Genomic DNA, 26,721 nt, shown 5'->3' on the forward strand with positions numbered 1-26,721 from the left:
TTATGCAAAGGAGAATGATGACGAAGATCGCGGTATTGGGAGCAGGCGCATGGGGAACCGCTTTTGCCCAGGTACTGGCTGACGCAGGCAATCAGGTGGTCATGTGGGACATCGACCCGAATGTCGTGGGTGAAATCAACGGTAAGCATTCGAATGCTCGCCGCCTGCCGACCGTGAAGAGGCTGCCCGACGCTATCATCGCCGAGGGTGACCGGGGCGAGGCTGTCTCGGGGGCAGAAATCGTGGTCGTGGCCATAGCCGCTCAGCACGCCTGTGAGGCCTTGAAGGAATTCAAGGGTCTGCTGGGTCATGACGCCATTGCAGTTTCTCTGATGAAGGGGATTGAACGGGGTACCGACAGGCGGATGGACCAGGTGGTCTGCCAGACGCTGGATTTGGATCGGGCCAGGTTTGCAGCCGTCTCCGGCCCCAACCTGAGCAAGGAGGTGGCCGCCCGCGAGCCGAGCGCCACTGTGGTGGCCAGCGCAGATGCCGATACCGCCATGAGAGTGGCCCGTGCCTGCACGACCGACTATTTCAAGGCTTTCGTCTCGGACGATGTGATCGGCCTGGAAATGTGCGGATCGCTGAAGAACGTCACTGCACTGGCTGTGGGGATGTCACGGGGGGCTGGATTCGGGGAGAACACGGCCGCCATGATCCAGGCCAGGGGACTGGCTGAGCTCACTGCCCTGGGGGAGGCTTGCGGTGCCAAGTCCAAAACTTTCGCCGGTCTTGCCGGGGTTGGCGACCTGGTCGCCACATGTGGGTCGTCCCTGAGCAGAAACTATACTTTTGGATTCAATCTGGGCCAGGGCAAAAGCATCGAGGAAGCCACTCGTGTCAGCAAGGGTGTCGCCGAGGGCGTGCCTACCACTGATGCTGTCGTCGCTCTGGGCAAACGTTACCAGGTGGCGACCCCGCTGGCTACGGCCATGAGCCATGTGCTGGATCAGGGACTGAGCTGCCGGGGCATGATCGATGAGCTGTTCGGCGGACGGATCACTACAGAGTTTTGAAGGCTAGAGGGGCGCGAAGACTGTGAAGCCGGCACCATCAACCTTCTGCTCGGCGATAAACGGTTTCCCGAATCAGACAGCACGTCTGGCTTATCTGGTCCTTGTGTCAGCTTCATCATGCCTGTTCGTGCCAAGCTTGTGGATGAGCGACCCTGACCAGGCCCTGTTGCTCGCCAAGGGGATATTCTGCTGTCTTGAATGATGTATCTGTCCAGGCAGGTATGAGGTTGGAATTCATGTCCAGGATGAGGAAAGCCGAGGAATGATGGTCAGGAAACGTGTTGTGGTGCTCTATGGCGGACGTGCCGACGAACATTCCATATCCTGCGTGTCGGCGGCCGGCGTGCTCAATGCCATCGATACCGACCGATACGAGCCCATCCCCATTGGCATCACCAAGGACGGCCGATGGACCATCGGCGGCCAGGATCCCAGGCAGTGGGGTCTTGGCGATGCCAGTCTGCCAACCGTGCAGATAACCGAAGGCAGCCGTCCGGTCATCCTCGACATGGCTCGTGGCAGGGAAGGGTTTCTGATTGGCGACCATGCCGACCTGGTCTCTGGATCCGAGCCTTCCAGGTCCGTCGGGTCCTTGGAGCCTTTGGGGCATGTGGACGCGGTTTTCCCGGTGCTTCACGGCCCTTACGGTGAGGACGGTACCCTGCAGGGCCTGCTTGAAATGATGGGTCTGCCCTATGTAGGATGCGGGGTCTTCGCCTCTGCCGCATGCATGGACAAGCACTACACCAAGATTCTGCTCAGTCAGGCCGGTATACCTGTGGCTCCCGGCATCACTATTGACTCCCGTGAACAGCGATCCGGAGCAGACCTGCTGGCCGCTGTGGAGAAGGCGGAGCTGCATTACCCGCTCTTCGTCAAGCCCTCCCGCGCAGGATCCAGCTTTGGTGTGGTCAAGGTGGAAGAGCCTCAAGCCGAAGCCCTGGCTGCTGCGGTCGTCGAGGCTGCAAAGCATGACTGGCGGGTCCTGATAGAGGAGGGCATTGAAGGGCGGGAGATTGAGTGCGCCGTGCTCGCCTCAAGCAAGGACAGAAAGCCCCGTACTGCCTGGCCTGGCGAGGTGGTGCTGGACAAGGTTGATCGGGACGAGGCCTTCTACGATTTCGACAGCAAATACGTGGACTCCTCCGCCTCCCACGTGGAGGTTCCCGCGGACCTGCCAGAGGAGACTCTTCAGAAGGTTCGCGACCTGGCTGCCAAGGCCTTCAGAACCGTGGACGGTGCCGGTCTGAGCCGTGTCGATTGCTTTGTGACGCCCGAGGGCAAAGTCATTGTCAACGAGATCAACACCATGCCTGGCTTTACGCCCATCTCCATGTATGCCAAGGCCTGGGAAGTCACAGGGATCACATACACCGATCTGATCACCGATCTGATTGAGGGTGTATCGGCCTGACGCGGGAGTCGCCTCCGGAGTTTGAGACTTCTCACGAGAGAGGAGGTCTGCTTTTGCATTTCTGTTAATGCTCAATATCTTTTGTCTGGAGCTCGGCCTCCTGAACCAGGTAGTCCTGGCCGGCCAGAGCACGAGTGGCGGCATCCTGCATATCGGCGGCGATGACACCCTGCTTGGCGAACATGACCACTTGGCCCTTGATGCCATAGGGGGTGAAGCCCTGGAGCTGGACAATGGGCGGGTTGGATGGCATGGCCATGCCCTTGGTTGCCTGAGCCACCGCCTGTGCAATGGAATGGGAGGACCTGGCTATATCGGCATCCCCTCGCAGAGTGAAGGGAACCGTGGTGGCGGCCTCGCCCGCCTCGGTGATTTTCTCGAGCGCCGTGGTATTGAGGATGGAGTTGGGGATCAGCAGCTGGTTGCCGGTCCTGTCGATGACAATGGTATGGCGCCAGGTCACATCGCGGACGGTTCCTGTGGTGCCCTGGATGGTGATGATGTCACCGGGCTGGACCACCTTGCTGACCATCAGTCCGAAGCCGCCGACGATATTGGCGATTGTGTCCTTCAATCCGAATGAGAGCGCCAGGCCGCTGACGCCCAGTGCAGCGACCACAGTGGATGGGTTGATTCCGAAGACGGGTTGCAGGACTGTGGCAGCAGCGAAGATCCAGATCAGGGCGCGAACGATGTTGACGAAGATGGAGGCACTGGGCAGGTTTGTCCGTTCCAAGGCACGTCGCATGGCCGCCGCTACAATCTTGGAGATCAAGGCAGCGCAGACAGCCACGACGATAAGAAGAATGATTTTTCCGAAATTCTGACGGAACCAGAGGATGACGGCATCGCTGAAGCTGGAGATGGCCTGTTCGGACCTTCCCATGGGATCCTTATTCGTAGCGATGCTTGTGCTGGCAAAATCGACGGTCAGATTCATGAGGCCTTGTCCTCCGGCTCGTTTCCATCGCTGTCCGTTAGCGGCTTGTCCATCCACATGTGCGGGCATCCCTCGTCCTGGTCGTGAATGCCCATGTCCCTATATCCTAAAGATCTATAGAAGCCTGCCACCCGTTCCTGGGCGTGGAGTGTGAGCCGGTCAGCCCCCTGGTTCCGAGCGGTTTCCTCAGCCTTGCCTACCAAATTGGCGCCCAGATGCTGACCGCGGTAGGGCTTCAGAACCGCCAACCGGCCAAGGGTCCATGTCTTGTCACGGTCGGGAAATATTCGGCACACACCGGCGGGTTCATCCCCGTCATAGGCCACGATATGGAGGCTGGCATCGTCGGTTTGGTCGAATTCGTTGTGGAAGCCCTGCTCCTCTACGAATACGGCCGTACGAATGGCCCTGGCATCATCGGGGATGGTCTCGCTCACCTCATACCGCATGTTTCCTCCTCGCCATGGTCCTCAGCTGCCTCCAATTTACCAAGCTTGACCCTGGGCGTGAACGTATGTCCGCAACAGAATGACGACTGGTGTGTGCGGCTGTCCGCTGTCTGACCCAGACGATTACATGGGTGGGGAATCTGCAAGCAGTGCAGACTTGCTGCAGTGACATTGAAGTGACGCGGGAATGATTGGATGGCCATGGATAAGGACTTAAAATTGACCGGTGCAGCTGCCGGAGCCGGTAAAGGGGCTTGGCGCTCGCAGAGGGAGCGGATGCTTGCTGGCGAGCTCTATGATGCCTCGGATCCCGAACTGGGCCAGCTGAGGGTCAAGGCCCACGAACTTTGCCGTCTTTTCAACGCATCTTCCGAGCAGGAGCGGGACCTGCGTAGCCGGCTCCTGGACGAGCTGGTGCCCGAGCATGGTCAGGATGTGGACTTCATGGGGCCTATCTATTTCGACTATGGATGCTTCACCAAGCTTGGTGCGCGTATCTTCGCCAATTTCAACTTCACTGTTCTGGATACCTGTCCGGTGCAGATCGGCGACGATGTGATGATCGGCCCCAACGTCACCCTGGCCACCCCCCTGCATCCCCTGCGGTGGCAGGAGCGGAATCTAAGGCGCCATGAGGATGGTTCCCTCTACGACTACGAGTTGGGCGCTCCGATCACCATCGGCTCCAATTGCTGGCTGGCCTCAAACGTGACTGTGGCTGGGGGTGTGACCATCGGCGACGGGGCGGTCATCGGGGCCGGATCCGTGGTCACACACGACATCGCGCCTGACTCCCTGGCCGTCGGTGCGCCCTGCCGGGTAATTCGTACCATCACCGAGGCTGATCGGATGGAACTGCCAGGGGAGGGCTGAAGGCTTCCTGGTCTGGCACAGCATCCATGCTGGCCAGCTGCTGGGCTATGGTCTGCGGGTCCCCGCCCGGACAAGCTGCCTGAATGCGCCCGTCCTGGAGGAAGATGACGCGGTGGGCCCGGGCGGCGACATTGGGGTCGTGGGTCACCATGAGGATGGTCTGCCCGCTTCGGACGGCCAGGTCGAAGAGGTCCATGACCTCCCGAGAGCTATGGGTATCCAAGGCGCCTGTGGGCTCGTCGGCCATGATGATTTCCGGGCTGGCGGCCAGGGACCTGGCGATGGCCACGCGCTGTTGCTGTCCGCCACTCATGTCTGCCGGATAGGTGTTGGCATATCCTTCCAAGCCGACGTTCGATAGGGCAGACAGGGCCGCTTGGGCGGAGATTTTCCTGCCGCCGAAGAGGCTGGACAGCATGGTGTTCTGCAGGCAGGTGAAGGCGTTGACCAGGTTGTAGTCCTGGAAGACGAAGCCGATATGGTCGCGGCGGAGTCGGGTCAGCTCCCTTTCTTTCATTCGCGTCAGGTCCTCACCGGCGATGGTTACACTGCCCTGCCTGACTTGGAGCAGTCCAGCGGCGCAATAGAGAAGGGTCGATTTGCCGGCGCCTGAAGGACCCATGATGGCCGTCCAGGTCCCAGCCTGACATTCCAGATTGATTTCGTCCAACACCCTGGTGCTCTGCTTCTGCCGCGTTCCATAGTCATAGCAGATCTTATTCAGAATGAGTGGGGTCTGTGCGTATGGATCCTTAGCCTTCCGATGCTGCATCCTTGCCTTCCTTTCGGTCGTCGCCTGTCTGGTCTCTTCTTCTATAAGACCATGGCGAGAGCTCCCGTCAGGGTGTTTTCAGGGTCGAATCGGGGACAGTTCAGGGTGGAATCCACAGAATTCGCCTTTGCTTCTGAAAGATATGTATCGTAAACGTAGAGGGGTCGTATCTCTTGCCGGAAGGGGGATTGATGGGCGGGTCGTCATCAGGATGACAGGGATTCGGTGATCGCTTATTTCCTTGGAATTGTAAGGATGCAACCGTTGGTTGACGGAAAATATCGGTGTCTTTGCCGGGTGCAACCCAAAGCTGGTGGCGGTCGGAGCCTCGCACGTTTCATCATGGTCTCGTTGCTGGTTGAATCGGCAATCTGCCGATCGGGAGAAAGAACATTATGAGTTTCAGAACCAACGTGCAGTATCTGCGTTCGCAGCGCAACATGACTCAGGAGCAGCTGGCCATGCTGGTGGGGGTATCCCGTCAGGCGGTGTCCAAGTGGGAGTCGGACAAGGCATATCCTGAGATGGACAAGCTCCTGGCCATCTGCGACCTTTTCGGCTGCACCCTTGATGATCTGGTACTGGGCGATGTCCGGCATCCAGGTTCCGGGCAGCGTGCGTCCAAGCCGGACCATCAGGAAACCACCCAGACGACTCCACCAACCAATGCGACTATGCCGCCTGTCCAATCTGCTATGGAAGACGTGACCGGCTATGCTTCCTTCAGCAATGTCTACAGTCTGCGCATGGCTTTCGGCATCGCCCTCATCATGCTGGGACTGGCTTTCGGCGGTCTCTTCGCCGGAGCCAACCAGCCGACCGACACGCAGAATGGTCTGGCCTTTCTTGCTCTGATGATTGGCATTGTTCTGGGTCTGGCCTGTCTCATACCGGCGGTTTCCGCCAGGAAGGACTTTCGCCGCAGGCATCCCTATGTGGCGGATTTCTATACCGACGAGGAGCGCTCGCGAGTCTATCGGCAGACTACCTGGGAGCTGGTCTGCGGTCTGGCTGTCGTGCTCTTGGATGTGGGGATCAACTCTGCCGGATACCTGATCTGGGGCTGGTCCGATCAGGTAAGGGGATTCGTCTTCTTCCTTCTTCTGGCTCTGGGGGTCTTTCTGCTGGTCCACGCTGGAACAAGCCATAGGATGATGAACCTCCGTGCCTACAACAGGCAGGTTGATTCCGTCGATAACGGTCGCTGGGATACCTATCGTTACGAGCACCGGATAAGCAATGCCATCAGCGGAACCATCATGGGCATTTGCACGCTGGTGGCCCTGACCATGCTTTTCTCCGGCAATTACGACAACCTCTTCGGTTGGCGGATCCCATTCTGGGCCATCTGGATCATCGGCGGAGTGTTCTGCGGAGTGCTCCAATCACTGATTGGCATCTTCCGCAAGCCTCCGCGTGCCTGAGACCGTCAATTTGCCTTACCTAACGGAATGTAGTAGTCTAACAAAGTTGTGTGTTCATCCGTAGCCTTGTGCTGCGGCCTGGAGCACCTGGGACGACTTGGAAAACAACGTAAAGGAAGTCATCATGGCAGCTCGTTGCGCGGTGTGCGGCAAGGGCCCGCAGACCGGTTACAGTGTTTCTCATTCGCATATCCGGAACAAGCGCATCTTCCGCCCCAACCTGCAGTCGGTGCACACCACCGTTGATGGTCAGAACGTGCGTCTGCGTGTCTGCGTCAAGTGCCTCAAGGCCGGCAAGGTGCAGCGCATCGCCGCCTGAGTGCGGTTCGTCGGTCGTATTTGGGACCCCCGGGGGCAAAGCTCCGGGGGTTCTTGTCATCCCGAGGGATGATGGTCGGCGCTTGCGGGAGGTGATCGGATATGTCGGCAGTGGCTCGTGTTGGCCTGCACAGCACCGTGGCCTCACTGGTGGCCAACAGGCGTCGGGTGAGCGCTCTCAAGGCTCTGGGTGTGGTCACGGTGGGGGATGCGCTGACCTACTATCCTTTCCGCATTACCGAACCCATGCAGGTCACCACCATTGCCGGCATTCGGCTGGGGGAGCCCTGTGCCTTCGCCGCCCGGGTTGATCAGGTGCGTCTGGTGCCACTGAGCGGGCACCGGGGTTTTCGGCTGGATGTGATGGTGGACGATGCGGCCTTCGTCACCGGTCGAGGTGGCACTCCGCTGTCGGTCAGGCTGGTCTTCTTCTCTCACAAGAAGCCCTATATGGACTGGATGGTCCGTCGGCTGCAGGTAGGGGCGGATTTGGTCGTAGCCGGTGAGCCCGGTGTCTACATGGACCAGCTCCAGTTCACCCATCCTGAGACCCTGGTTGTTGCCGATGCCGATCAGGAAATTGCTGTGGACGCTTCCCGGCCCGATGCGGCCAGCCTTGACGAGGCTCTGGAGCGCGTCCGTCGCCCGCGGCCGGTCTATCACGCCAGCTCACGAATCTCCTCGGACCATATTCACGATGTCATTCTTGGTTTTCTGCGTCTGCTGGCACAGGCCGATGGTGCATCTGGACCCATACCCCCAGCCGGCGCCGCCGAGGAGGAGCAGGCCAGTGCCGAGGTTCGCATCAATCCGGAAGCGCTGGGCCGGGCCATACCTGATGTGCTGCCCGAGCAGGTCCGTGTTGATCAAGGGCTGATGCATCGTGCCCGTGCCCTCTTGGGCATACATGCCCCCGACAGCCCTGACGACTTCGCTGCGGCCCGTAAGACCCTGCGCTACGAGGAGGCCTTCGTCTCGCAGACGGCCCTTCTACAGACCCGTCGCCAGACTCAAGAGCAGCCAACTTACCCATGCGTGGATTCGGGTGCCGACCGTCCGGACACCCTGCCCGCTCGTTTCATCGACTCCCTGCCATTCCAGCTGACTGATGGCCAGCGTCAGGTCATCAAGGATATAGGCGTCGACATGGCCAAGGATCAGCCCATGCAGCGACTTCTGCAGGGCGAGGTTGGCTCCGGCAAGACCGTGGTGGCCCTGGCGGCCATGCTTCAGGCGGTCCAGGCTGGCCATCAGGCTGTCTTGGTGGCTCCGACCCAGGTGTTGGCCGAGCAGCACTATGCCTCTATCGGTGGCATGCTCAAGGCCATGGGCACCGATGTGACCGCCACTGCCGTAGAAGGACGCCATAAGCGTGTGGACAACGTCACCATGATCCGTATGACTGATCAGCTGGTACTGCCTCTGGTACTGCTGACCGGCGGCATGAGACTGGCCCAGCGCCGCTCTGCCCTGGCTGTCTCGGCCTCGGGCCGTCCCTGCATCGTCATCGCCACCCACGCGGCCTTCTCCAAGACCTTCCAGGCCCCCAACCTGGCCCTCACCGTCATAGACGAGCAGCATCGTTTCGGGGTTGAGCAGCGCGAGGAGCTACGTCGCAAATCCGAGCGGGTTCCCCACCTGCTGATCATGACCGCTACGCCCATTCCGCGTACAGCCGCCATGACCTGGTTCGGCGATCTAGACATCTCCGCCCTGACCGAGCTGCCCAGCAACCGCAAGCCGGTCCGCACGCACGTCATCGCCGAGTCTGACGGAGCGACCATGGGTGCCATGTTCTTGCACCTGCGTCGACGGATTGAGGCTGGGGAGCGGGCCTATGTCATCTGCGCCCGCATCGACGATGAGGACGATCCCTCGGCCGCGTCCGACCATCCTGACCAATCTGGCGAAGCCGATTCCCAGCCTCAGCTGTTGGTCGATGAGGGCCAGGGGAGTAGCCAGCGTCCGCCTCTGCACTCGGTAGCTGAAATGAGCCAGCGCCTGGCGGCCCTGCCGCAGTTCCAGGGCATTGCCATGGCCACGCTGACTGGTCGGGATGACGACACCACCAAGAATGCTGTCATGGCGGACTTTGCCTCGGGCCGCACGCCCCTGCTGGTAGCCACCACTGTGGTGGAGGTGGGGGTGGACGTGCCCCAAGCCTCCTGCATTGTCATCTTCGATGCTGATCGGTTTGGACTCTCCCAGCTTCATCAGTTGCGTGGCAGGGTGGGACGCGGCGGCACAGACTCCTGGGCCTTCCTGATCTCGCGTGCCCCTGCGGATTCCCCGGCTGCCGAGCGGCTTGACGTCATTGGCGACACCACCGATGGGGCCAAAATCGCTGAGGAGGACATTCGCATCAGGGGAGCTGGCGACGTGCTGGGTGATGCCCAGTCCGGCGGGCATTCCTCCCTGAAGCTTTTGCGGGTGGTTACCGATGCGCCCATGATTGCCCGTGCTCGAACCCAGGCCGGCCAACTCTTGGAGTCCGACCCTACCCTGGCCGGGCAGCCCGAGCTGGCTGGCGCCGTTCTGGACTTCATGAGGGGCAACGAAGGTTTCCTGGTCTCCAGCTGAAAGGACAACGGACCATATGCACATCATCGCCGGCCGCTTCAAGGGATTCCCCATTCCTGCAGCCCTCAAGGGCACCCGGCCCACCACCGATCGGACCAAGGAAGCCATCTTCTCCCACCTGGAGTCCGAAGGCTTGCTGCCCGATGCACGAGTTCTTGATTTATTCGCCGGTACCGGGGCTTTGGGATTCGAAGCCCTCTCCCGCGGGGCCCAGAGCCTAGTTGCCGTGGAGTCTTCCGGCCGCGTCGCTGGACTGCTGTCTCGTTCGGCTGCAGGGTTGCGCCATCATCCAGCTTGGGATCAAACCATGGATATTCGTGTCAGCAGAAATCGTGCCGAGCGCTTTGTCCGTCCCCTCTCCTCCGGTCATGAGGACGCCGCTCTGTCCGAGGCTTGCTTCGACCTGGTCTTCATGGACCCGCCCTATGATCTGTCGACTGCGGATTGCCAGAGCATTATGACCGGTCTGACTGGCCGCGGAATGGTGGACGATGGAGGCATGATCATTCTGGAGCGATCGACACGCACCCCGTCGCCCACGGCTCCTGAAGGATGGGCCATTGATCAGGCTCGCACTTACGGGGAAACAGCAGTCTACTATCTGACAGCCTGCTGATTATCCCTGCAAATTTGGCGGCTGATCAATTTGAAGGCTGGTCCAGAGGTCTCGGATGGGTTTTCCCTGTGTCCCAGCCCAGGTCTTCCAAGAGACGGCGGTCATGCTTATCCAGGGTTGAGCAGTCCAATCGGGCAATCAGGTCGGGACGGATTCGACTGGTTCGCCTGATGGCCTCATCGCGCCGGAATCTGTCCACCTTTCCGTGGTCGCCGCTGGTCAGTATCTCGGGCACGGCCATACCGCGCCAGGTGGTGGGGCGTGTGTACTGGCGATATTCCAGCAGCGGTTCGTCCCCGGTGTAGGACTCTTGCACAATGGATTCAGGATTGCCCATGAAGCCGGGCAGGAGCCGGGTGATCGCCTCCAGCATGACCGAAACGGCCACCTCGCCCCCATTGAGCACGTAGTCGCCAATGGAGTATTCCCGGACGTCGATCCCCTGATTCCGGTAGTAGTCGGGAATGCGTGCGTCGTAGCCCTCATAGCGGCCGCAGCCGAATACCAGCCTCTTCGCCCGTGACAGCTCTGTTGCATCGGCCTGGGTGAACAGGGGGGCTGATGGATTGGGGAAGATCAGAACGGGTCTTGCCTGGCCCGTCTCGTGGCTGTCTATAGATGAATCTGCCTCGGACACCGTGCCATAACTGCTGTCGTTTTGTTCTTCAGCATCAGCCGTGTCGGCTGTCTGGTCTGCGGATGGTTTCTGCAAAGCTGATTCGTCTGGCAAGCCCAACAAATCGTCCAGGCATTGGCCCCAAACTTCGGGTTTCATGACCATGCCGGCTCCGCCGCCTACCGGAGTGTCATCCACGGAGTGATGCACGTCATGGGTCCAGTCGCGCAGGTTGTGGGCGCGTATGGTCACCAGGCCTTTCTCCTGAGCCTTGCCTAGCAGGCTGAGTCCAGTTACGTCAAAATACTCGGGGAAGACAGAGACGATATCGATTTGCATGTCACCAACTCTACCCAAGCCTGTTCGGGTCAGGAGTGTGCACGAATTGGTAGGCCAGTGGGTGCTACACTAACTGGGTCTTCAAAGGTTGTGGATGTAAACAGGCTCGTCGTAGCATGCGGCTGTCAGCCCGCCGCCACCTTGGGAGATGTCATCAACGCAGCCAGAGAGCTATAACCGTTGCGCAAACAGCAATGAGGGTGGCATCGCATGATGCCATGCCGTACGGATCCGTGGAGATGGCTATGTGAACAGTCTGATGCGTTAGGAGCGGACGGTCCATGGTCGACCATGTTGATAAGAGAACAAAACTGCTGATTACCGGCACTGCCGGGCTCGCCTTCTGCGGGGTCCTTTTGGAGACCTCGCTCAACGTCACCTTTCCGGAGATGACCCAGTACTTCAAAACCGGGCTGGGCACGGTTCAATGGCTGACTACCGGCTATCTGCTGGTGGTGGCCTTGACGGTTCTGGCTGCCGCCTGGCTGGAGTACTCATTCACGACCCGCGCATTGATTCTAACCAGCGTAGGAATATTCCTGGGCAGCGACCTGATGTGTATCCTTGCTCCCTGCTTTCCCGTTCTCATGGCGGGGCGCCTCCTGCAGGGCGTCAGCACTGGTATCGCTCTTCCCCTGGTGTTTTCGTTGATCATGAAAAAGGTTCCTCTCCACATCCAGGGTCGTTACGTGGGCAGCGCCGGCATGGCGGTGGCCCTGGCACCCTCCCTGGGGCCGACCTTTGGTGGAGCCGTTATCCAGGCCCTGTCCTGGCGAGACATCTTCCTGATTGTGTTGCCCATCGAGCTGGTCTTCGGAATCATCGCACTCATCGCAGCTGACAAGGAGAGCGCCCATGTCGGCCCCTTCGCCTGGCTTCAGTTCCTTCTTCTGGGTGTCTTTCTGACCGGGCTGACCCTGGGGCTGAGCACCCTGGATGTTCATGGGCCCATTACCTGGCTGTCCCTGTTCATCGGTGTTCTGGCCCTTGCTGCAGGAGTCTGGGCCCTTGCGCATCAGCGCACCAGGCTGATCAACATCGCAGTCTTCCGGAGCCGTACCTTCACTCTGGCCCTGATTCTCTACTTCCTGGTCCAGTCCGTCCAGATCGGCCTGACATTTATCCTGCCCAACATGGCCCAGTCCGTCCTGGGGGAGACCTCCACCGTGGCTGGCTTGCTTCTGCTGCCGGGGAGCCTGCTCTCCGCCCTCTGCCAGCCCATTACAGGCGGCTACCTGGATGGCCATGGTCTGCGTGGACTGCTGGCGGTGGGAAGCGTTGCCTTCTTCCTCTCGGCCTTAGGCTTCCTGGTCCTCAGCCGGCACTTGTCCGTTCCGCTGATGATTCTTCTCTACGCCTGCTACATGGTTGGTCAGGCCTGCGTCTTCAACAACCTGCTCACGGTTGGGCTGCAGCATATCCCAGCCAAACTGGTGCCTGACGGTAATGCGCTCTTCAACACCCTTCAGCAGTATTCAGGTGCCGCCTCGACCGGCGTTCTGGCCGCCATAATCACGGGCATGCCCAAGGCCCGAGGGATTCATGCCGGCGTTCAGGCCTTCCAGTTCGGAGCCGTCTGGGCTTTCATCTTCGTCTTTCTCATCGTCCTGGTCATCCTCTTGGTGGCCTGGTTCCTGGAGCGCAGCCTGGCCAGACAGGATAAGAGCGAGATTCAGGTTGTATGACCTCTGATTCCCTCTGAAAGGCTAGTGGTTTTAATTCAGGAATGAGATGCCGACCCAGACGGCCCAACCTAGTGCAAGGACCAGGTAGGGCCACCAGTGCATGCGGGTGATGGCCACGAACTCCCGGATGAAGGCAGTCGGCCAGTAGTAGCCCTTGGTGTGTGAGCCGATCCCGTCGGCATTCAGTCCTACCTTGCTGGCGTATTCGCTGGCTCGGAAGACGTGGTAGTCACTGGTGACCAGGGCCACCCGGTAATGCTCTGGCCCGGTGCCCATCTCGTAGCGGTCATCCAGTATCTGCTTGGAGTAGCGCAGGTTCTCCAGGGTCGTGGTCGACCGGTCCTCCATGATGATGGCCTCGGCCGGCACCCCACAAGAATTGCGCAGATACTGAGCCATGGCCCTGGCCTCGCTGATGGCCTCGTCCGGGCCCTGCCCGCCTGAGACCACGAAGCGCCCGTTTCGTCCCTGCCGCTCCCAGAGGTCTACGGCCTTGTCCAACCGTCCCCGGAGCAGGGGTGTGGGCTCTTCGCCGCGCAGACCGGCTCCATGGATGATGATGTAGTCGTAGCGACGCTTGCGGGGCAGCATCCTGTAGAAGTTGGAATAGAGCAGCAGGGCCAGGAAGGAGAAGAAGAACCAGGTGGCTTCCAGGTCGATCAGCCCGGCCAGTTTCTGCAGCCATGAGGGGGCGCCGAATCCAGCCAGGAGGGGCGAAAGAATCATGTAGGCCACCACGGCCAGCGCCAGCAGTCCGGGCAGCAGAGTGGTCAGGGAGACCCCCTCGTGCCGGATGACGATGACCGTGTTGGCCAGCAGGAAGCAGATCACCAGCAGGGGGGAGAGGATGAGCAGGATGACCAGAGGCAGGATCAGCCAGCGCATCCCGAACTGCAGAAGAAGCGCTCCCCCCAGGGTCAGCAGGAGGAGCAGGAGCCAGATGGCATTGCGGAACTGCCGTGGCTCCTTGTGCAAGTCCCAGAGGAAGAGCAGGCCGAAGATGATGGCGGGTGCGTAGAGCAGGAGGAGTTGCAGGTGGTTGGACATGCGCCGATTGCCCCTTTCACGAGAATGGCCGCGCAGGGTCTGACTCCACTGTAGCGAATCGGTCAGTCACCTCCCATCCTTGACATGCCCAAGATTCCCAGACCGTCGTGGTAGCATATATGTGGTAAATCTCACACGTTCAATAGCTGAGGGTGGGCGATTCCCGACGGTGCGAACTCCAGGTCGAGACCATGATAATGATGGGTCCTTTCAAGGATTGCGCATCGGTGTCCGCATGGACGTGGTCGGTCGCAAGGCAGCGATGCGTTGGAAGGATTAGGGGTTCAAGTGATGTTGGGTTTCTCCGCAATCCGGAAATTGTTCGGATCTGGCGTGCAAGGTTGTAGAGAGGTGCGGTAATGAAAGTAGTAATATTCTCCACCTGCGTGGTGGACCTCATGTTTCCGAACGTGGGGAAGGCCATGGTGGAGGTGCTGGAGCGGTTCGGCTGCGACACCTATCTACCCAAGGAACAGATCTGCTGCGCCCAGCCCACTTTCAACAGCGGGTATGTCAAAGAGAGCATGCAGGTCATGCGCAATGAGGTCGACGCCCTGCTGAGCGTGGATGCCGACTACATCGTGGGTCCGGCAGGCTCCTGCGTGAATATGCTCAAGGAGCTGCCCTTCCATTTGCGGGCTGACCCTGTCTATGCGGCCAAGGCACAGACCATGGCTGACAAGACCTATGAGTTCTCGCAGTTCCTCTATCGGGTGCTGGGTGTGCTTGATGCCGGTGCCGAACTCGACGCTGTGGCCACCTACCACCGATCCTGTCACATGACTCGGCTGCTGGGGGAGCGGACCAGCCCATTCGTTCTGTTGGATCACGTCAAGGGCCTGACCATGGTCCCCTTGCCCCACATCGAGAACTGCTGCGGGTTCGGCGGCATGTTCTCCATGAAGGAGCCTGAGATCTCCAAGCAGATGGTGGACGAGAAGGTAAACGACGTGCTCAGCACCAAGGCCAGCATCCTCATCTCCTGCGATCCGGGCTGCCTGATGAACATCGGCGGTCGCTTCAACCGGCGTGGCGAGAAGATCACCATCATGCACCTGGCTGAGGTGCTCAATCACAACGTGGACATGAGTCGCGTCAAGTATGTGGAAGGCCGCTCTGCTGGCGATGGGGCCGTGGGTTCCGCCAGGGCTGCCAAGAAAGAGGGGGCTCTGGTATGAGCAGCATGGTCAATGGCAAGAAGGCCGCGCAGTATCTGCGGACCAGCAAGGCTCCCTTCCTGACCAGGGTCAAAGAGTCCGAGCAGGACCAATTCGCCCAACAGGCCGTGGCCAAGGCACAGGATGCCCAGTGGGTCAAGCGTGAGGCTGCCCGCCAGGAACTGGGCAACTGGGAGCAGTGGCGCGACCTTGGCGAGCAGATTCGCCAGCACGTCATCCGCTACCTGCCTGACTACCTGGAGGAGTTCGCCGACAACGTGGAGAAGCGCGGCGGTCATGTCTTCTTTGCACAGACTGACGATGAGGCTGCCCAGTACATCAAGCAGATCGCCATCGAGAAGAAGGCCAAGCACGTCGTCAAAAGCAAGTCGATGGTGACCAGCGAAATCAACCTGGACCCCACGCTGATGACTGTGCCCGGCCTGGAAGTGTTGGAGACCGACCTGGCCGAGTTCATCCTGGAGGAGGACGACTGGGACCAGCCCACCCACCTGGTCTTCCCCGCCCTGCACAAGAATCGCGAGCAGGTTCGTCAGGTGTTCGAAAAGAAGCTGGGATACAAGGGCGACAACGACCCTCAGCACATGGCTCGGTTCTCGCGCAAGGTTCTGCGCAAGCACTTCCTTGAGGCCGATATGGGCATCACCGGCTGCAACTTCGCCGTGGCGGATACGGGCATGATCAACCTGGTGACCAACGAGGGCAACGCCGACCTGGCCATGTGCATCCCCAAGACCCAGGTGGTGGTCATGGGCATGGAGCGCCTGGTGCCGACCATGAAGGAGGCCGAGACCATGGACAACATGCTGGCCCGGTCCGCTGTCGGCCAGAAGCTGACCTCCTACCTGACCTACACTGCGCCACGCACCGGCCAGGAGTCGGACGGACCGGACGATTTCTATGTGGTCATTCTGGACAACGGCCGCTCAAACGCTCTGGGGACGGTTTTCGAGCCTATCCTCCAGTGCATCCGCTGTGCCTCCTGCCTGAACGTCTGCCCCATTTACCGGCATATCGGCGGCCACGGCTACGGATCCATCTATCCGGGCCCTGTTGGCTCGGTGCTCTCGCCAGTGCTGGACGGAGGCTACGACGACTTCGGAGACCTGCCCTACGCCTGCAGCCTGTGCGCAGCATGTACGGCCACCTGTCCGGTCAAGATTCCTCTGCATCAGCTCATGATCGAGCACAGGCGGATCATGATGGATGACCAGTCCCAGGCCAATCTGATCGACGACACGGTCATGAGGGTCATGGGCCTGGGAACCGGCCACTCCTCGCTCTTCCGCACGGCTCTTGGTCTGGATCACACCATGCTGACGCCCATATCCAAGAAACAGCCGGAGACGGCCAAGAACCTCTTCGCCAGTGATCGACATGTGGAATGGATGCCCTTCGTCTTCGGCGGGTGGACCAAGGTTCGTGATCTGCCGGATCCGCCCAAGCACGGTCAGAACTTCCGCAGTTGGTTCGCTCATCACAAGAAGGAGCAGCAGGCATGACCGATCGTGAGGTATTCCTGGACTACTTGGCCAAGAAGAGCGGACGGCCCCGCCACCAGCTCAAGGATCATCCCCTGGTGCCGGTCAACGATCTGCCGGAGACCACTCTGTCTGGCCACACCCAGGATGAGCTACTTGGAATCGCCAGGAAGAGCAGCGAGGCTGTCCACGTGGACTTCCGCACCTGCACCAAGGCCGAGCTTCCCACTGCCCTGGACGAGTTCATCGATTCGCGCAAGGACGACAGCGACCATGTGATGCTACCCACCTCCGATCTGTTCGCAGACTTCGGTCTGGAGGAGTGGAGGGACGGTCTGAACCCGCCCGCCACTTTCTGGAAGCCGGGAGCCAGCCGCGAGGAGAACATCAAGACCGCCGATGAGTCCGGTACAGCCATTGCCTTTGCGGACTTCCTCTTGGCTGAGTCCGGCACTATCACCGTGGCTACCACCCCGGGTCAGGGACGGGCATTCCACTTCCTGCCGGTGCACTACCTGAGCATCATCCGCAAGTCCAAGATCCTGCCCCGAACCCGACAGGCCATGGACTACTATGATCCAGCCCTGGTCTCAGGTGAGCTCAAGACCTCCAACATCAACTTCATCACCGGCCCTTCCAACACGGGCGATATCGAGATGGTGATCGTGGTGGGCGTGCATGGCCCCCTGGATATGACCTACTTGGTGGTTGAAGACATGTAGCTCAATAAGATTTCCTGCTCAGGCAGGCGCATTTCCCGTAAGTGGGGAGTCAGCGGCTCGAAGAAGGACGCCGACTCCCCACTTACGGTTTTTCTAAAAGACGGGTTCAGCCCAGGCCGGGTAGAAGTCCTCCAGGTGGATCGATGGCCACGTACCCGTTTTCAATATCAACCTGGGGCACCAGGGCTTCGACGAAGGGTATCAGCCCTTCCGCCTCTTCGTTGTCTTCTGCGGCGGTCATGTGGATCTGCAGCTGCTGCTGGGCTATGCCGTGCACGTCGCTGACTTGGCCGACCACTCGTCCGGAGGGTTCACCCAGAGAGTTGCCCGGGGCCATGCGAACCTCGAGTCCGATCAGATCCTCGGGATACCAGGCATCCTCCTGCGCCAGCTCATCGGCTGGATCAGCCAGGACATACAGTTCGATGCCGTTCAGCGCCTCGGAGGCGTTCCTGTCTTCCACTCCTTTGAAGAGCACGATCCAACGCTGTTTGAAGCGACGGGAGGAGACCACTGTGAAAACCTGCCCGTCCTTGGTCTGTAACCTGGAGCCGGGGGCGAAGCGCCGTTCAGGCTCGTCGGTGTAGGCATATACGTTGACCTCGCCCTTGAGTCCTTGGGCGCGGCCGATACGGCAGACCCTCAGCAACCTTCGCTGCTGAGGGTCCGGACCCTGCGGGTCGTGATTGGTGGACCGGCTGGGGCTCACCGGCGCACGTCCATGATGTCGACGCGCACCTTGTGGTCGGCCAGCGCCTGGATCACGGTGCGGATGGCGTTGGCGGTCCTGCCGCCCCTGCCGATCACGCGGCCGATGTCCTCAGGGTTGACCCGCACCCGCAACAGCTCTCCGCGAGAGTTCTCGTGGGACTTGACCGACACGTCATCGGGAAAGTCCACGATGTTCCTGATCAGATGCTCAACTGCCTGTGCAAGCATGATAGCCGGTCCTTCCAATCCTTGGTGAATGTGCCTTACTCAGCAGCCTGTTCGGCCTGGGCGGCATCCGCCGACTCATCGGCCTTGGGGGCTTCCTTCTCCGCCTCAGCCTTGGCCTTGGCGTCAGCCTCGGACTTGGCGGCCTTGAGCTTCTGGGCTTCGTTCTGTGCCTGCTCGATGCGGGCCTGGGCGTCGACATCGGCCTGCGGCACCTTAAGGGTGCCTTCCTTGCCGGGCAGATCCTTGAACTTCTGCCAGTCGCCGGTAATCTTCAGAAGGTTGAAGACAGGGTCGCTGGGCTGAGCGCCCACACCCAGCCAGTACTGGGCGCGCTCTGAGTCGATCTTGATTGAAGAGGGCTGGGTGTTGGGATCGTAGGTGCCGATCTCCTCAATGACCTTGCCATCGCGCTTCTTGCGGGAATCGACCACGACCACGCGGTAGAAGGGGTAGAACTTCTTGCCCATTCTCTTCAGACGAATTCTGGTTGCCAAAACGGCTCTCCTTGGTACTTGGTGTGCCCGGCGGCGTCTCCATGTGGGGCATGGTGGCGCTCCTGGCGTGTTCCTCACGACCGTCGGAATGAGAGGGCTCCTCCGGACATGAATAACAGCAAAAAGTATACCTCAACCGGGGGATATGGCAGATGGTGAACCTGTATGGTGTTCAGAGCTGACGCGTCAGAGTCAGACGGGCCACTAGAGCTCGGTGGTCGCTGCCTGAAATCCGTAGGGCATGCATGGATTGCGGGACCAGATTGCCGTCCGTCAGAATATGGTCGATTTCAATCAACGAGGGTAGCGCGCTTGCGGAGGGGAAAGTCAGGTGGCTACCGGCTTTCAGGTGCAAAGAAGCGTCATGCAGCCCGGATTTGGCCAACATGGCCCGGAAGGTGGGATGCTGCAGGGTGGCGTTGCAATCGCCCATGACGATGGTGGGAACTGGTGAATGCGTCAGCCTGGTCAGGGCAGCGATGCCCATGCCCCATTGTCTGGCGCCTCGTTGAGGTGATTTGGGATGGACGCTGGCTACTCGGATCGGCCCAGAGCTGGTCTTGAGCTCGACCAGGGGTATTGCAGCCGCCGGAAGGTCCAGGGCTGATGCCGAGGCTTTGTCAGGTTTGCTGACCGAGAGAATAGCGTTGTGGCCGCCGTTGTCGTCAGGGCTCGCAGTCCCCTCTGTCAGATAGGGCAGGAGCTGATTCAGGCCTGCAGTCTGAAGCGACTCCAGCAGCTTTCCTTCTACCTCCTGCAGGGCCAGCACTTCTACTCCATAGGTGCGCACGTAATGCACGACTTCTTCGGGATCAGCCCTGCCAAAGCGGCAGTTCAGAGTCATGACGCTCAGTCCATGCTCAGAAGATGATTGACAGGTCCGGTCTGCTGGAGGAAGCCGGTAACGCAGGCGCTGGCAGCTGACCAAGGTGAGTTCAATCAGCGCCAGCAGGCATTGGGGCCAGGCACCTGCGACGACCGTCCATATCAGTATGGCCAATAGTGGAGCGGTCAGCAGGTCGATCAGGGCGATCAGTTCCACCAGGGGGCGGTGCCAGTCAGCTCCGGCAGGCAGGAAGCGCAGAGCCATCCATAAGGCGATGAGCCCCAGGAGAATCCAGAGAAGGGTGTTCACGTGCCATTGTCTCCTGCAGGAGGGAGGGGTTTAGCGGCCGCCGAAGAGACCGCCCAGTCCGCCGCCAAGGTTGGGGGGCAGGTCCGGCAGGCCTTCAGGCATCTGCGGAGTCTCTGGGCGCTTTGCGAAGGCGGAGCCGCCGGAGGATTTGCCCTTGTCGGACAGGCGCTCGCGTAAAGCCTTCTCTTCGGCCTCCCGCTTCATGGGATTGCCTGAACGGGAACCCTTGCGGCCTTTCTTGCCCTTTTTGCCCTTCTTGCCACCGCCAGCGCCCATGCCGCCCATGCCTGGGATCGAGCGGCTGCCGTTGGTCATCCGCTTCATCATCTTGGCAGCCTGCTCGAACCGCTGCAGCAGGCCGTTGACAGCAGAGACCGTAGTGCCGGCGCCATAGGCGATCCGGGCCCGCCGTGAGCCGTCGATGATGCTGGGGTCGCGTCGTTCCTGGGGAGTCATCGACTGAATGATGGCCTGGGTCCGGTCCACTTCCTTCTCATCGAACTGCTCAAGCTCCTTGCGGTGCTGGGCCATGCCTGGGATCATGCCCAGGATGCTCTTGAAGGAGCCCAGCTTGCGAACCTGCTGGAGCTGCTCCAGAAAGTCGTCCAGACCGAAGCTGCCCTCGGACATCTTCCCGGCGGCCTTGCGGGCCTCCTCCTCATCGAACTGGCGCTGTGCCTGCTCAATCAAGGTCAGGATGTCACCCATGTCGAGAATCCGGGAGGCCATCCGGTCAGGGTGGAAGACCTCGAAGTCCTTGAGGCCCTCACCGTTGGAGTCGAAGAGGATGGGCTTGCCGGTCACCGAGGCCACCGACAGGGCCGCGCCGCCGCGGGCATCGCCGTCCAGTTTGGACAGGACCACGCCGGTGAAGTCCACGCCCTGGTCGAAGGCCTTGGCTGTGGTGACCGCGTCCTGGCCGATCATGGCATCGATGACGAAGAGGATCTCGTCGGGGTTGACGGCGTCGCGGATATTGCGGGCCTGCTCCATCAGCTCCTGATCCACGCCCAATCGACCGGCCGTATCAATGATGACCACGTCGTAGAGCTTGTCTTTAGCTACCCTGATTGAGTCGGCCGCCACCTTGACCGGATCGCCCGTGACCTGCCCCGGGGCTGCCAGCTCGGATCCGCTGGTCTGCACGCCTGGCTCAGGTGCGTATACCGGCACTTCGGCGCGCTCGCCGACCACCTGGAGCTGGGTGACAGCATTGGGCCGCTGCAGGTCGGCCGCCACCAGCAGGGGGGTGTGACCGGCATCCTTGAGCCAGTAGCCCAGCTTGCCGGCCAACGTGGTCTTGCCGGCACCCTGCAGGCCAGCCAGCATGATGACTGTGGGCGGGTTCTTGGCGAAATTGAGCGGTCGATCCACTCCCGCTCCCAGGATGTCAGTCAGTTCGTCGTAGACGATGGAGACTACCTGCTGGGCGGGGTTCAGAGCCTTGGAGACCTCCTCGCCCAAGGCGCGTTCCCGGATGCGCCCGGTAAAGGAGCGCACCACGTCCAGGGAGACATCGGCATCAAGGAGGGCGCGGCGGATCTCGCGGATTGTGCCGTCGATGTCGGCCTCGGTCAGCCTCCCCTTGGAGCGCAGATGGGTGAAGGCCTGGGAGAGCCGATCGGTCAAAGATGAAAATGCTGCCATAATGCCCCAAGTCTACCTGTCAGCCGGGAGATTGGCCGGTTGTTCTGTAAGACCTGCGCCATCAGCCGACTGGCAGCAGAAGCAGGGGTCGGTCGACATACGGGTGAGACGCACCTCCCGTGAGCTTCGAAACGACTGTTTCCACGCCGCCTTGATCGTCGGCGGCATTAAAAAACGCTTTAGTTGCAGTCATTCTGTAGTTTTCGGACAGTCAGGTGTTGCAATACAGCCAGGTGGGCACGCTCTGTTCGGTTGTCTTCTTGGCTACCCCCCCCCCCCCCCCCTATTTGAAGCGTTCAGACAAGGTGCGGGAAAGGGGACTTCCGCCTTTTCACGGATTTAATTGTTCAGTTCCAAGAAGGTGACTCAATTTAAACCTTTAAGGAAATGTCTAGCAAAGTAGAGTGGTCATTTTTGACAGCACAGAAGGCCGTGCTATAATTGTCGAAACGATTCGATTATTTCAGAGATGATGCGAATCGCATAAAAGGAAAGAGCTGAATGTTGTTACGGATTGATCCCTCATAACAACATGCCCATTGAAAAGATAAATTCCAGCCAATGGAGGAGTGGAATATGAAGACGTGTAAATTGCTTGGTGCTTGCTTAGCGATGGCGCTAGCTTCTACGCCGCTTGCGGGGTGCGGGTCTAATAGCAGTTCTGCAGAGTCGACGGGTAAGCCAGACAGCATCTTGGTCTGGGATTATGGTGAGCCGGCAAGCGGGCAGGATAGAGGCTGGCATCGTGCCGCTGAGATCTTTACCAAAAAGACTGGGATTAAGGTGAAATTCGAGGTCAAGTCTTTCACTCAGATAGCCCAGAATGGCAGCCAGTTTTTGAATTCAGATCAAGCGCCCGACGTCATGAAGTCAAACAGGGGTAATGGTTCTGCTGGAGTGCTGTCTACGCAGAACCTGTTGACTGATTTGAAGCCATATGTGAAGAAATATGGATGGGACAAGAAAGTCACCGGTCAGGCGGCAGCTGTAGGCAAGTATGACCAGAGAGGTGTTATGGACGGGGATACCTGGTATGGCATTCCCTCGTATGCGGAAATGCAGCGTGTGTACTACAACAAGGACATATTCGCCAAATACGGTCTACAGATTCCCAAGACCTACAGTGAGTTCACCCAGGTTCTTCAGGCATTCAAGGATAAGGGCGTGACTCCCATTACAGCGGATGCTGGTGAATTCGGCGTTCTATGGTTGTGGTGGCAACTGGCTATGACCAAGGCAGACAGAAAGTTCGTTGATGACTGGCAGCTATACAAGCACAAGGTCAATTGGCGTAGTGAGCCGCTGACATTTGCTACAGATACCATCAAGGATTGGTTTGATAAGGGGTATATCTCGCGAAACGCCACCGGCATGAAGGCGGAGGATACAACTACCGCTTTTATCCGTGGAGAATATCCGATTTATCAGACGGGCAGCTGGAATCAGAACAGGTTCATGGAACAGATCAAGAACTTTGACTGGACAGCGGCCATTTTCCCAGATTCAAAGATGGTCGAGGGGTGCGCCGGCAATCTTCTGGTGATACCGGAAAAAGCCAAGCACAAGGATCTGGCTGCACAATATATCGACATCGTGCTCTCTGATGAAATCCAGAATTTCATCGGCAACCATGGCGGTGTGCCTGTACATGCTGATTCTAATGCCATTACAGATACCAAGAGTCGCGAACTTGTACAGGAATACAACGATGCCGCCAATGCGAACCGCATGAGTTACTATCCAGACTATCCAGCGCCGAATCTTACCGATGCTATGCCCGCCGCTTTCCAGGAACTGGTCAACGGGACCAAGAAGCCCTCGGAGATCCTTCAGACGCTTCAAAAAGATTATGACGATGGAGTCTCGCAAATGGGTCTTGATGACAACTGACAAAGAACTCTTTATGCCGGGCGCTTTAAACGCGTAAGCGCCCGGCTTTGCGACAGCCCCGAGTTCAAGTTATTCGGTTGTGTTCGGGGCATTTAGGAGGTGTAATCGTGTCATTGAGTAAAGACCACGGGACCGTTGCCCATTCGCGCATCCCTGGAAGTCGGCCATCGCGATTCGTGCCCTACCTGCTGCCGGGGCTGATAGGTATCTTCGCAATAGTCATAGTGCCAATTGGCTGGAATATATATCTGAGCTTTACGAGGTGGAGGGGAGTCGGACCCACCCGTTGGGTAGGCGGCAAAAACTGGCGACGCCTTATGAGCGACAAGACTTTCTGGGTGTCTTTCAGCCATTCTTTATGGATCATCGTCGCTATCGTAGTGATACCGACGATACTGGGATTATTGATTTCATCGGCTTTGACAGATGTAATTCAGAAGAAGTTCGGTCCGCGTGCATCCTCATCGCTTAGAGCGCTCTATTATCTGCCCCAGGTTCTGCCGGTGGCTGTGGCCACGATCATTATGGGCTGGATATTCAGGCCAGAAGATGGCGCAGTCAACGATCTGCTGGCTAAGGTAGGTCTGAGTTCGCTGCAGCAGAATTGGCTGGGCTCGACAAAAACCGCTTTGCCGGTATTGATGATTATTCTGATATGGATTCAGCTAGGGTATCCAATCGTCATCTTCATGTCCGGCCTGCAGCGTGTGGACCCTGAATTGTATGAGGCTGCCAGCCTTGATGGTGCTAATTGGTGGCAGAAATTCCACGTCGTCACATTGCCATCGATCGTTCCGGAGTTACTGGTCGTGGTGCTGACTTCGACGATCGGAGCGCTCAAAACATTTGCCCCTGTATTCCTTCTGACCAAAGGTGGACCTGGCACGTCGACAATGGTCCCTTCATATTACTCATACAACCAGTTCTTCCAGATACAGCAGGTGGGTTACGGAGCGGCCATCTCCACAGCTCTTACGGTAGTCATCATTATCTTCTCGATTGCTTTCACTGCAGTGCAGAAGCATGTCGAGAAGAACATGGATTAATTCATCCTTAAGGAAGCAAAATGAGTAGTCAAATGTCAGAGCAAATTACTGATACCTCACCATTCGGACACGCTAAACATATCAGGTCATGGGGGAATTGGACAGCGCTTATATTGCTGGTGCTGGGGGCCGTAGTGATGCTGTTCCCCTTGGTGATCCTGGCCTTGAATGCTTTTAAGACCACAGAGGATTACAACATGACGGGCCCCCTCTCTTTCCCAGCGCATTTGAGCCTTGAGGGGATGATATCCTTCTGGAACACCACTGATTTCCCAATGAAGTTTGCAAACTCTTTGCTTATATCGCTGGTTGTTTCGGTCGTTGGGGTCTTGTTGTCGGTTTTGAACTCGTTTGCTCTTGGGATAGGTCGAGTCAAAGGAAACACTGTGATTCTGCTTTTTATCATGTTGGCAAACATGGTGCCGCAAGAGGCTCTGCTGTACCCGCTTTATATCATGTTCAAGGCTATCGGGCTATACAACACTCAATGGTCGATGATCATTATTTTTACTGTTATTCAAAGTGCATATGGGACATACTTGCTTTCCGCTGTTTATGGCACTTTTCCCCAGGCAATCCTAGAGGCGGCGACAGTTGATGGTGCATCCCGCTGGCAGACGCTTTTACGGATCGTCCTCCCGATTTCTTGGCCTACCATAAGTGTTCTATTCGTTTTCTTCTTCATTTGGACTTGGAATGAATATATGATTCCCATGGCTTTCCTAATGAGCGACAGTGTTCAGACGGTGCCCCTGGCGCTTGCGACTATGCAAGGTCAGCATACTATGGCCGCCACTGATCTGGCTGCTGCTGCCTTGCTTAGTATAATTCCCACGATTGTCTTCTTCGTCTTCTTCCAGAGGAAGCTGTCCCAAGGGATCGTTGCTGGGTCGGTTAAGTAGAACATCGAAGAAAATGATTTCCAAGTTGGAGCATATTCAGGAGGACAAAATGGTTATTAACAGCTGTGGGGGAGCGATTGGGATGGATGCACTCGTGTTTCCTTCGAATGAACGATCTCGTTGCATTAATGCTGAAAATCCGAGCGGTGATAAAGGCAAGGCAGCCATGTCGTCCAGCCAGCTGGGTGTCGCGCGCAAGGGAACTCCCTGCTTGAAAAATATTGCTCCAGGAAGCCAGACGGTTCTTGCGGACATTAAGGGATCAGGCATCATACGTCATATTTGGATGACGGTTACTGATTCGACCTCATCCACAGGTCCCAACGTGCTGCGTAATCTGATATTGGAGTGCTATTGGGATGGCGAAAACAGTCCATCGGTCTGTTCGCCTCTTGGGGACTTCTTCTGTTGTGGTCATGCCCAAGCTTGCAGAGTCGAATCCATGCCGATGGCTGTCTACCCAAACAGGGGATTCAACTGCTTCTTTCCTATGCCTTTCCACAGTGAAGCCAGGATTATCCTGAGAAATGAGCATAACGAGGCGATTCCTGCTTTCTTCTACCAGATTGATTATGATGACGTCGATGATCTGCCAACGCAGGTCATGACTTTTCATGCGCAATGGAGGCGTCAGAAAATCACTCAATTGGCCAATGACTATACCATTCTTGATGGTGTAAGTGGCACTGGCTCGTATGTGGGAACATATTTGGCTTTGACAACTCTTGAGAGCCGTTGGTGGGGGGAGGGCGAGATCAAGATTTACCTTGACGGAGACGGCAAGTATCCGACATGGTGCTCAACTGGATGTGAGGACTATTTTGGTGGAGCTTGGAGTTTTGCGGCTCACGATGCCGACGGCAAGATGGTTGAACAGACCTACTGTGGGACTTATATGGGTTTCCCCTTCCGCTCGAGCAATCTGAACAGCAAGCGTCAGAGCGAGTATTGGGATACATCCAGCCCGGTCATGCGTGGTTTGTATCGCTGGCACATCCCCGATCCCATTCATTTCAATCACGATATCCGTGTCACTGTCCAACAGATCGGTGTGGATGAAAATGGGTATTTCGAACGGCAGGATGATATAGCGAGTGTAGCCTATTGGTACCAGTGTGAGCCTCACGATCCATTCGCAGATGAGGTCATGCAAGTAACGGAGCGTGATCGGCGTCCTCGTTGATACTGAAAAGTG

The 26,721-nt window shown here is 58.4% G+C and carries 24 protein-coding genes and 1 pseudogene; 15 read left to right on the forward strand and 10 right to left on the reverse strand.

From position 1 onward, the window contains the following. Window positions 1-14: 14 nt before the first annotated feature. Together ACNAOV_RS01375 and ACNAOV_RS01380 are read left to right on the forward strand one after the other, a co-directional pair. Window positions 15-1,019 (forward strand): NAD(P)H-dependent glycerol-3-phosphate dehydrogenase, encoded by a 1,005-nt coding sequence (locus tag ACNAOV_RS01375; RefSeq protein WP_416517651.1) that lies wholly within the window; start codon window positions 15-17, stop codon window positions 1,017-1,019. Between the two features lie 265 nt (window positions 1,020-1,284). Next, window positions 1,285-2,433, forward strand: coding sequence for a D-alanine--D-alanine ligase family protein (locus tag ACNAOV_RS01380; RefSeq protein ID WP_416518114.1), 1,149 nt, complete (start codon window positions 1,285-1,287; stop codon window positions 2,431-2,433). 64 nt (window positions 2,434-2,497) lie between these two features. On the opposite strand, the gene ACNAOV_RS01385 is transcribed toward ACNAOV_RS01380, so the two are convergent. Both ACNAOV_RS01385 and ACNAOV_RS01390 read right to left on the reverse strand, forming a co-directional pair. Further along, window positions 2,498-3,373 carry a mechanosensitive ion channel family protein gene (locus tag ACNAOV_RS01385; RefSeq protein WP_416517652.1) on the reverse strand — a complete coding sequence of 292 codons (876 nt, stop codon included), beginning with the start codon at window positions 3,371-3,373 and terminating at the stop codon, window positions 2,498-2,500. Beyond that, window positions 3,370-3,822, reverse strand: coding sequence for a GNAT family N-acetyltransferase (locus tag ACNAOV_RS01390; protein WP_416517653.1), 453 nt, complete (start codon window positions 3,820-3,822; stop codon window positions 3,370-3,372). The genes ACNAOV_RS01385 and ACNAOV_RS01390 overlap by 4 nt, the downstream gene beginning before the upstream one ends. Window positions 3,823-4,023: 201 nt before the next feature. Here ACNAOV_RS01390 and ACNAOV_RS01395 point away from each other — a divergent pair, with 201 nt between their 5' ends. Next, window positions 4,024-4,695 (forward strand): sugar O-acetyltransferase, encoded by a 672-nt coding sequence (locus tag ACNAOV_RS01395; RefSeq protein WP_416518115.1) that lies wholly within the window; start codon window positions 4,024-4,026, stop codon window positions 4,693-4,695. Here ACNAOV_RS01395 and ACNAOV_RS01400 read toward each other — a convergent pair. Then, window positions 4,655-5,467, reverse strand: a complete 813-nt coding sequence (locus ACNAOV_RS01400; RefSeq protein WP_416517654.1) for an ABC transporter ATP-binding protein — start codon at window positions 5,465-5,467, stop codon at window positions 4,655-4,657. The genes ACNAOV_RS01395 and ACNAOV_RS01400 overlap by 41 nt on opposite strands. 395 nt (window positions 5,468-5,862) lie before the next feature. Between ACNAOV_RS01400 and ACNAOV_RS01405 the strand changes: the two genes are divergently transcribed. The 4 genes and pseudogenes from ACNAOV_RS01405 to rsmD form a co-directional block, all read left to right on the forward strand. After that, the gene (locus ACNAOV_RS01405) at window positions 5,863-6,891 is read left to right on the forward strand and encodes a helix-turn-helix transcriptional regulator (RefSeq protein WP_416517655.1); all 1,029 of its coding nucleotides are present in this window, start codon (window positions 5,863-5,865) and stop codon (window positions 6,889-6,891) included. A 124-nt stretch (window positions 6,892-7,015) separates the two neighbouring features. Beyond that, window positions 7,016-7,210 carry a 50S ribosomal protein L28 gene (gene rpmB, locus ACNAOV_RS01410; protein WP_015021347.1) on the forward strand — a complete coding sequence of 65 codons (195 nt, stop codon included), beginning with the start codon at window positions 7,016-7,018 and terminating at the stop codon, window positions 7,208-7,210. Window positions 7,211-7,311: 101 nt separating this feature from the next. Beyond that, a complete protein-coding gene (locus ACNAOV_RS01415) occupies window positions 7,312-9,789 on the forward strand; it encodes an ATP-dependent DNA helicase RecG (protein WP_416517656.1) in 2,478 nt (825 codons plus the stop codon). A 10-nt stretch (window positions 9,790-9,799) separates the two neighbouring features. Then, window positions 9,800-10,405, forward strand: a pseudogene (rsmD, locus tag ACNAOV_RS01420) (16S rRNA (guanine(966)-N(2))-methyltransferase RsmD); the annotation flags it as partial. 25 nt (window positions 10,406-10,430) lie between these two features. Here rsmD and trmD read toward each other — a convergent pair. Beyond that, the gene (gene trmD, locus ACNAOV_RS01425) at window positions 10,431-11,360 is read right to left on the reverse strand and encodes a tRNA (guanosine(37)-N1)-methyltransferase TrmD (protein ID WP_416517657.1); all 930 of its coding nucleotides are present in this window, start codon (window positions 11,358-11,360) and stop codon (window positions 10,431-10,433) included. A 281-nt stretch (window positions 11,361-11,641) separates the two neighbouring features. Between trmD and ACNAOV_RS01430 the strand changes: the two genes are divergently transcribed. Then, the gene (locus ACNAOV_RS01430) at window positions 11,642-13,045 is read left to right on the forward strand and encodes an MFS transporter (RefSeq protein ID WP_416517658.1); all 1,404 of its coding nucleotides are present in this window, start codon (window positions 11,642-11,644) and stop codon (window positions 13,043-13,045) included. A 30-nt stretch (window positions 13,046-13,075) separates the two neighbouring features. Here the strand turns inward: ACNAOV_RS01430 and ACNAOV_RS01435 are convergent, their stop codons facing one another. Further along, on the reverse strand, window positions 13,076-14,092 hold the full coding sequence (locus tag ACNAOV_RS01435; RefSeq protein WP_416517659.1) for a YdcF family protein: 1,017 nt from the start codon (window positions 14,090-14,092) through the stop codon (window positions 13,076-13,078). A 359-nt stretch (window positions 14,093-14,451) separates the two neighbouring features. On the opposite strand from ACNAOV_RS01435, the gene ACNAOV_RS01440 reads away from it, so the two are divergent. Genes ACNAOV_RS01440 through ACNAOV_RS01450 form a run of 3 tightly spaced genes read left to right on the forward strand, consistent with a single transcriptional unit; the run spans window position 14,452 to window position 17,473 of the window. Next, the gene (locus tag ACNAOV_RS01440; protein ID WP_416517660.1) at window positions 14,452-15,270 is read left to right on the forward strand and encodes a (Fe-S)-binding protein; all 819 of its coding nucleotides are present in this window, start codon (window positions 14,452-14,454) and stop codon (window positions 15,268-15,270) included. Continuing rightward, window positions 15,267-16,772 carry a LutB/LldF family L-lactate oxidation iron-sulfur protein gene (locus ACNAOV_RS01445; RefSeq protein ID WP_416517661.1) on the forward strand — a complete coding sequence of 502 codons (1,506 nt, stop codon included), beginning with the start codon at window positions 15,267-15,269 and terminating at the stop codon, window positions 16,770-16,772. The genes ACNAOV_RS01440 and ACNAOV_RS01445 overlap by 4 nt, the downstream gene beginning before the upstream one ends. Then, complete coding sequence (locus tag ACNAOV_RS01450; protein ID WP_416517662.1) at window positions 16,769-17,473, forward strand: LutC/YkgG family protein; 705 nt, start codon at window positions 16,769-16,771, stop codon at window positions 17,471-17,473. The genes ACNAOV_RS01445 and ACNAOV_RS01450 overlap by 4 nt, the downstream gene beginning before the upstream one ends. Window positions 17,474-17,579: 106 nt before the next feature. On the opposite strand, the gene rimM is transcribed toward ACNAOV_RS01450, so the two are convergent. From rimM to ffh, 5 genes are all read right to left on the reverse strand, one after another. Beyond that, window positions 17,580-18,182, reverse strand: a complete 603-nt coding sequence (rimM, locus tag ACNAOV_RS01455) for a ribosome maturation factor RimM (RefSeq protein ID WP_416517663.1) — start codon at window positions 18,180-18,182, stop codon at window positions 17,580-17,582. Next, window positions 18,179-18,412 (reverse strand): RNA-binding protein, encoded by a 234-nt coding sequence (locus tag ACNAOV_RS01460; protein ID WP_015021362.1) that lies wholly within the window; start codon window positions 18,410-18,412, stop codon window positions 18,179-18,181. The genes rimM and ACNAOV_RS01460 overlap by 4 nt, the downstream gene beginning before the upstream one ends. Window positions 18,413-18,447: 35 nt before the next feature. Continuing rightward, the gene (gene rpsP, locus ACNAOV_RS01465; RefSeq protein WP_416517664.1) at window positions 18,448-18,906 is read right to left on the reverse strand and encodes a 30S ribosomal protein S16; all 459 of its coding nucleotides are present in this window, start codon (window positions 18,904-18,906) and stop codon (window positions 18,448-18,450) included. A 172-nt stretch (window positions 18,907-19,078) separates the two neighbouring features. Beyond that, window positions 19,079-20,041, reverse strand: coding sequence for an endonuclease/exonuclease/phosphatase family protein (locus tag ACNAOV_RS01470; protein WP_416517665.1), 963 nt, complete (start codon window positions 20,039-20,041; stop codon window positions 19,079-19,081). Window positions 20,042-20,071: 30 nt separating this feature from the next. Continuing rightward, window positions 20,072-21,688, reverse strand: a complete 1,617-nt coding sequence (ffh, locus tag ACNAOV_RS01475) for a signal recognition particle protein (RefSeq protein WP_416517666.1) — start codon at window positions 21,686-21,688, stop codon at window positions 20,072-20,074. Between the two features lie 561 nt (window positions 21,689-22,249). Here ffh and ACNAOV_RS01480 point away from each other — a divergent pair. The 4 genes from ACNAOV_RS01480 to ACNAOV_RS01495 all read left to right on the forward strand — a co-directional run bounded on the left by ACNAOV_RS01480 (window position 22,250) and on the right by ACNAOV_RS01495 (window position 26,709). After that, window positions 22,250-23,578 (forward strand): ABC transporter substrate-binding protein, encoded by a 1,329-nt coding sequence (locus ACNAOV_RS01480; RefSeq protein WP_416517667.1) that lies wholly within the window; start codon window positions 22,250-22,252, stop codon window positions 23,576-23,578. Window positions 23,579-23,691: 113 nt separating this feature from the next. Further along, complete coding sequence (locus ACNAOV_RS01485; RefSeq protein ID WP_416518116.1) at window positions 23,692-24,624, forward strand: carbohydrate ABC transporter permease; 933 nt, start codon at window positions 23,692-23,694, stop codon at window positions 24,622-24,624. Between the two features lie 20 nt (window positions 24,625-24,644). Next, window positions 24,645-25,526, forward strand: coding sequence for a carbohydrate ABC transporter permease (locus ACNAOV_RS01490; RefSeq protein WP_416517668.1), 882 nt, complete (start codon window positions 24,645-24,647; stop codon window positions 25,524-25,526). Window positions 25,527-25,575: 49 nt separating this feature from the next. Then, window positions 25,576-26,709: a glycoside hydrolase family 172 protein gene (locus tag ACNAOV_RS01495; protein WP_416518117.1), complete on the forward strand. Its 1,134-nt coding sequence runs from the start codon at window positions 25,576-25,578 to the stop codon at window positions 26,707-26,709. Window positions 26,710-26,721: the final 12 nt, after the last annotated feature.

The sequence above is a fragment of the Bifidobacterium asteroides genome (assembly GCF_048001765.1).
GTDB lineage: Bacteria > Actinomycetota > Actinomycetes > Actinomycetales > Bifidobacteriaceae > Bombiscardovia > Bombiscardovia asteroides_K.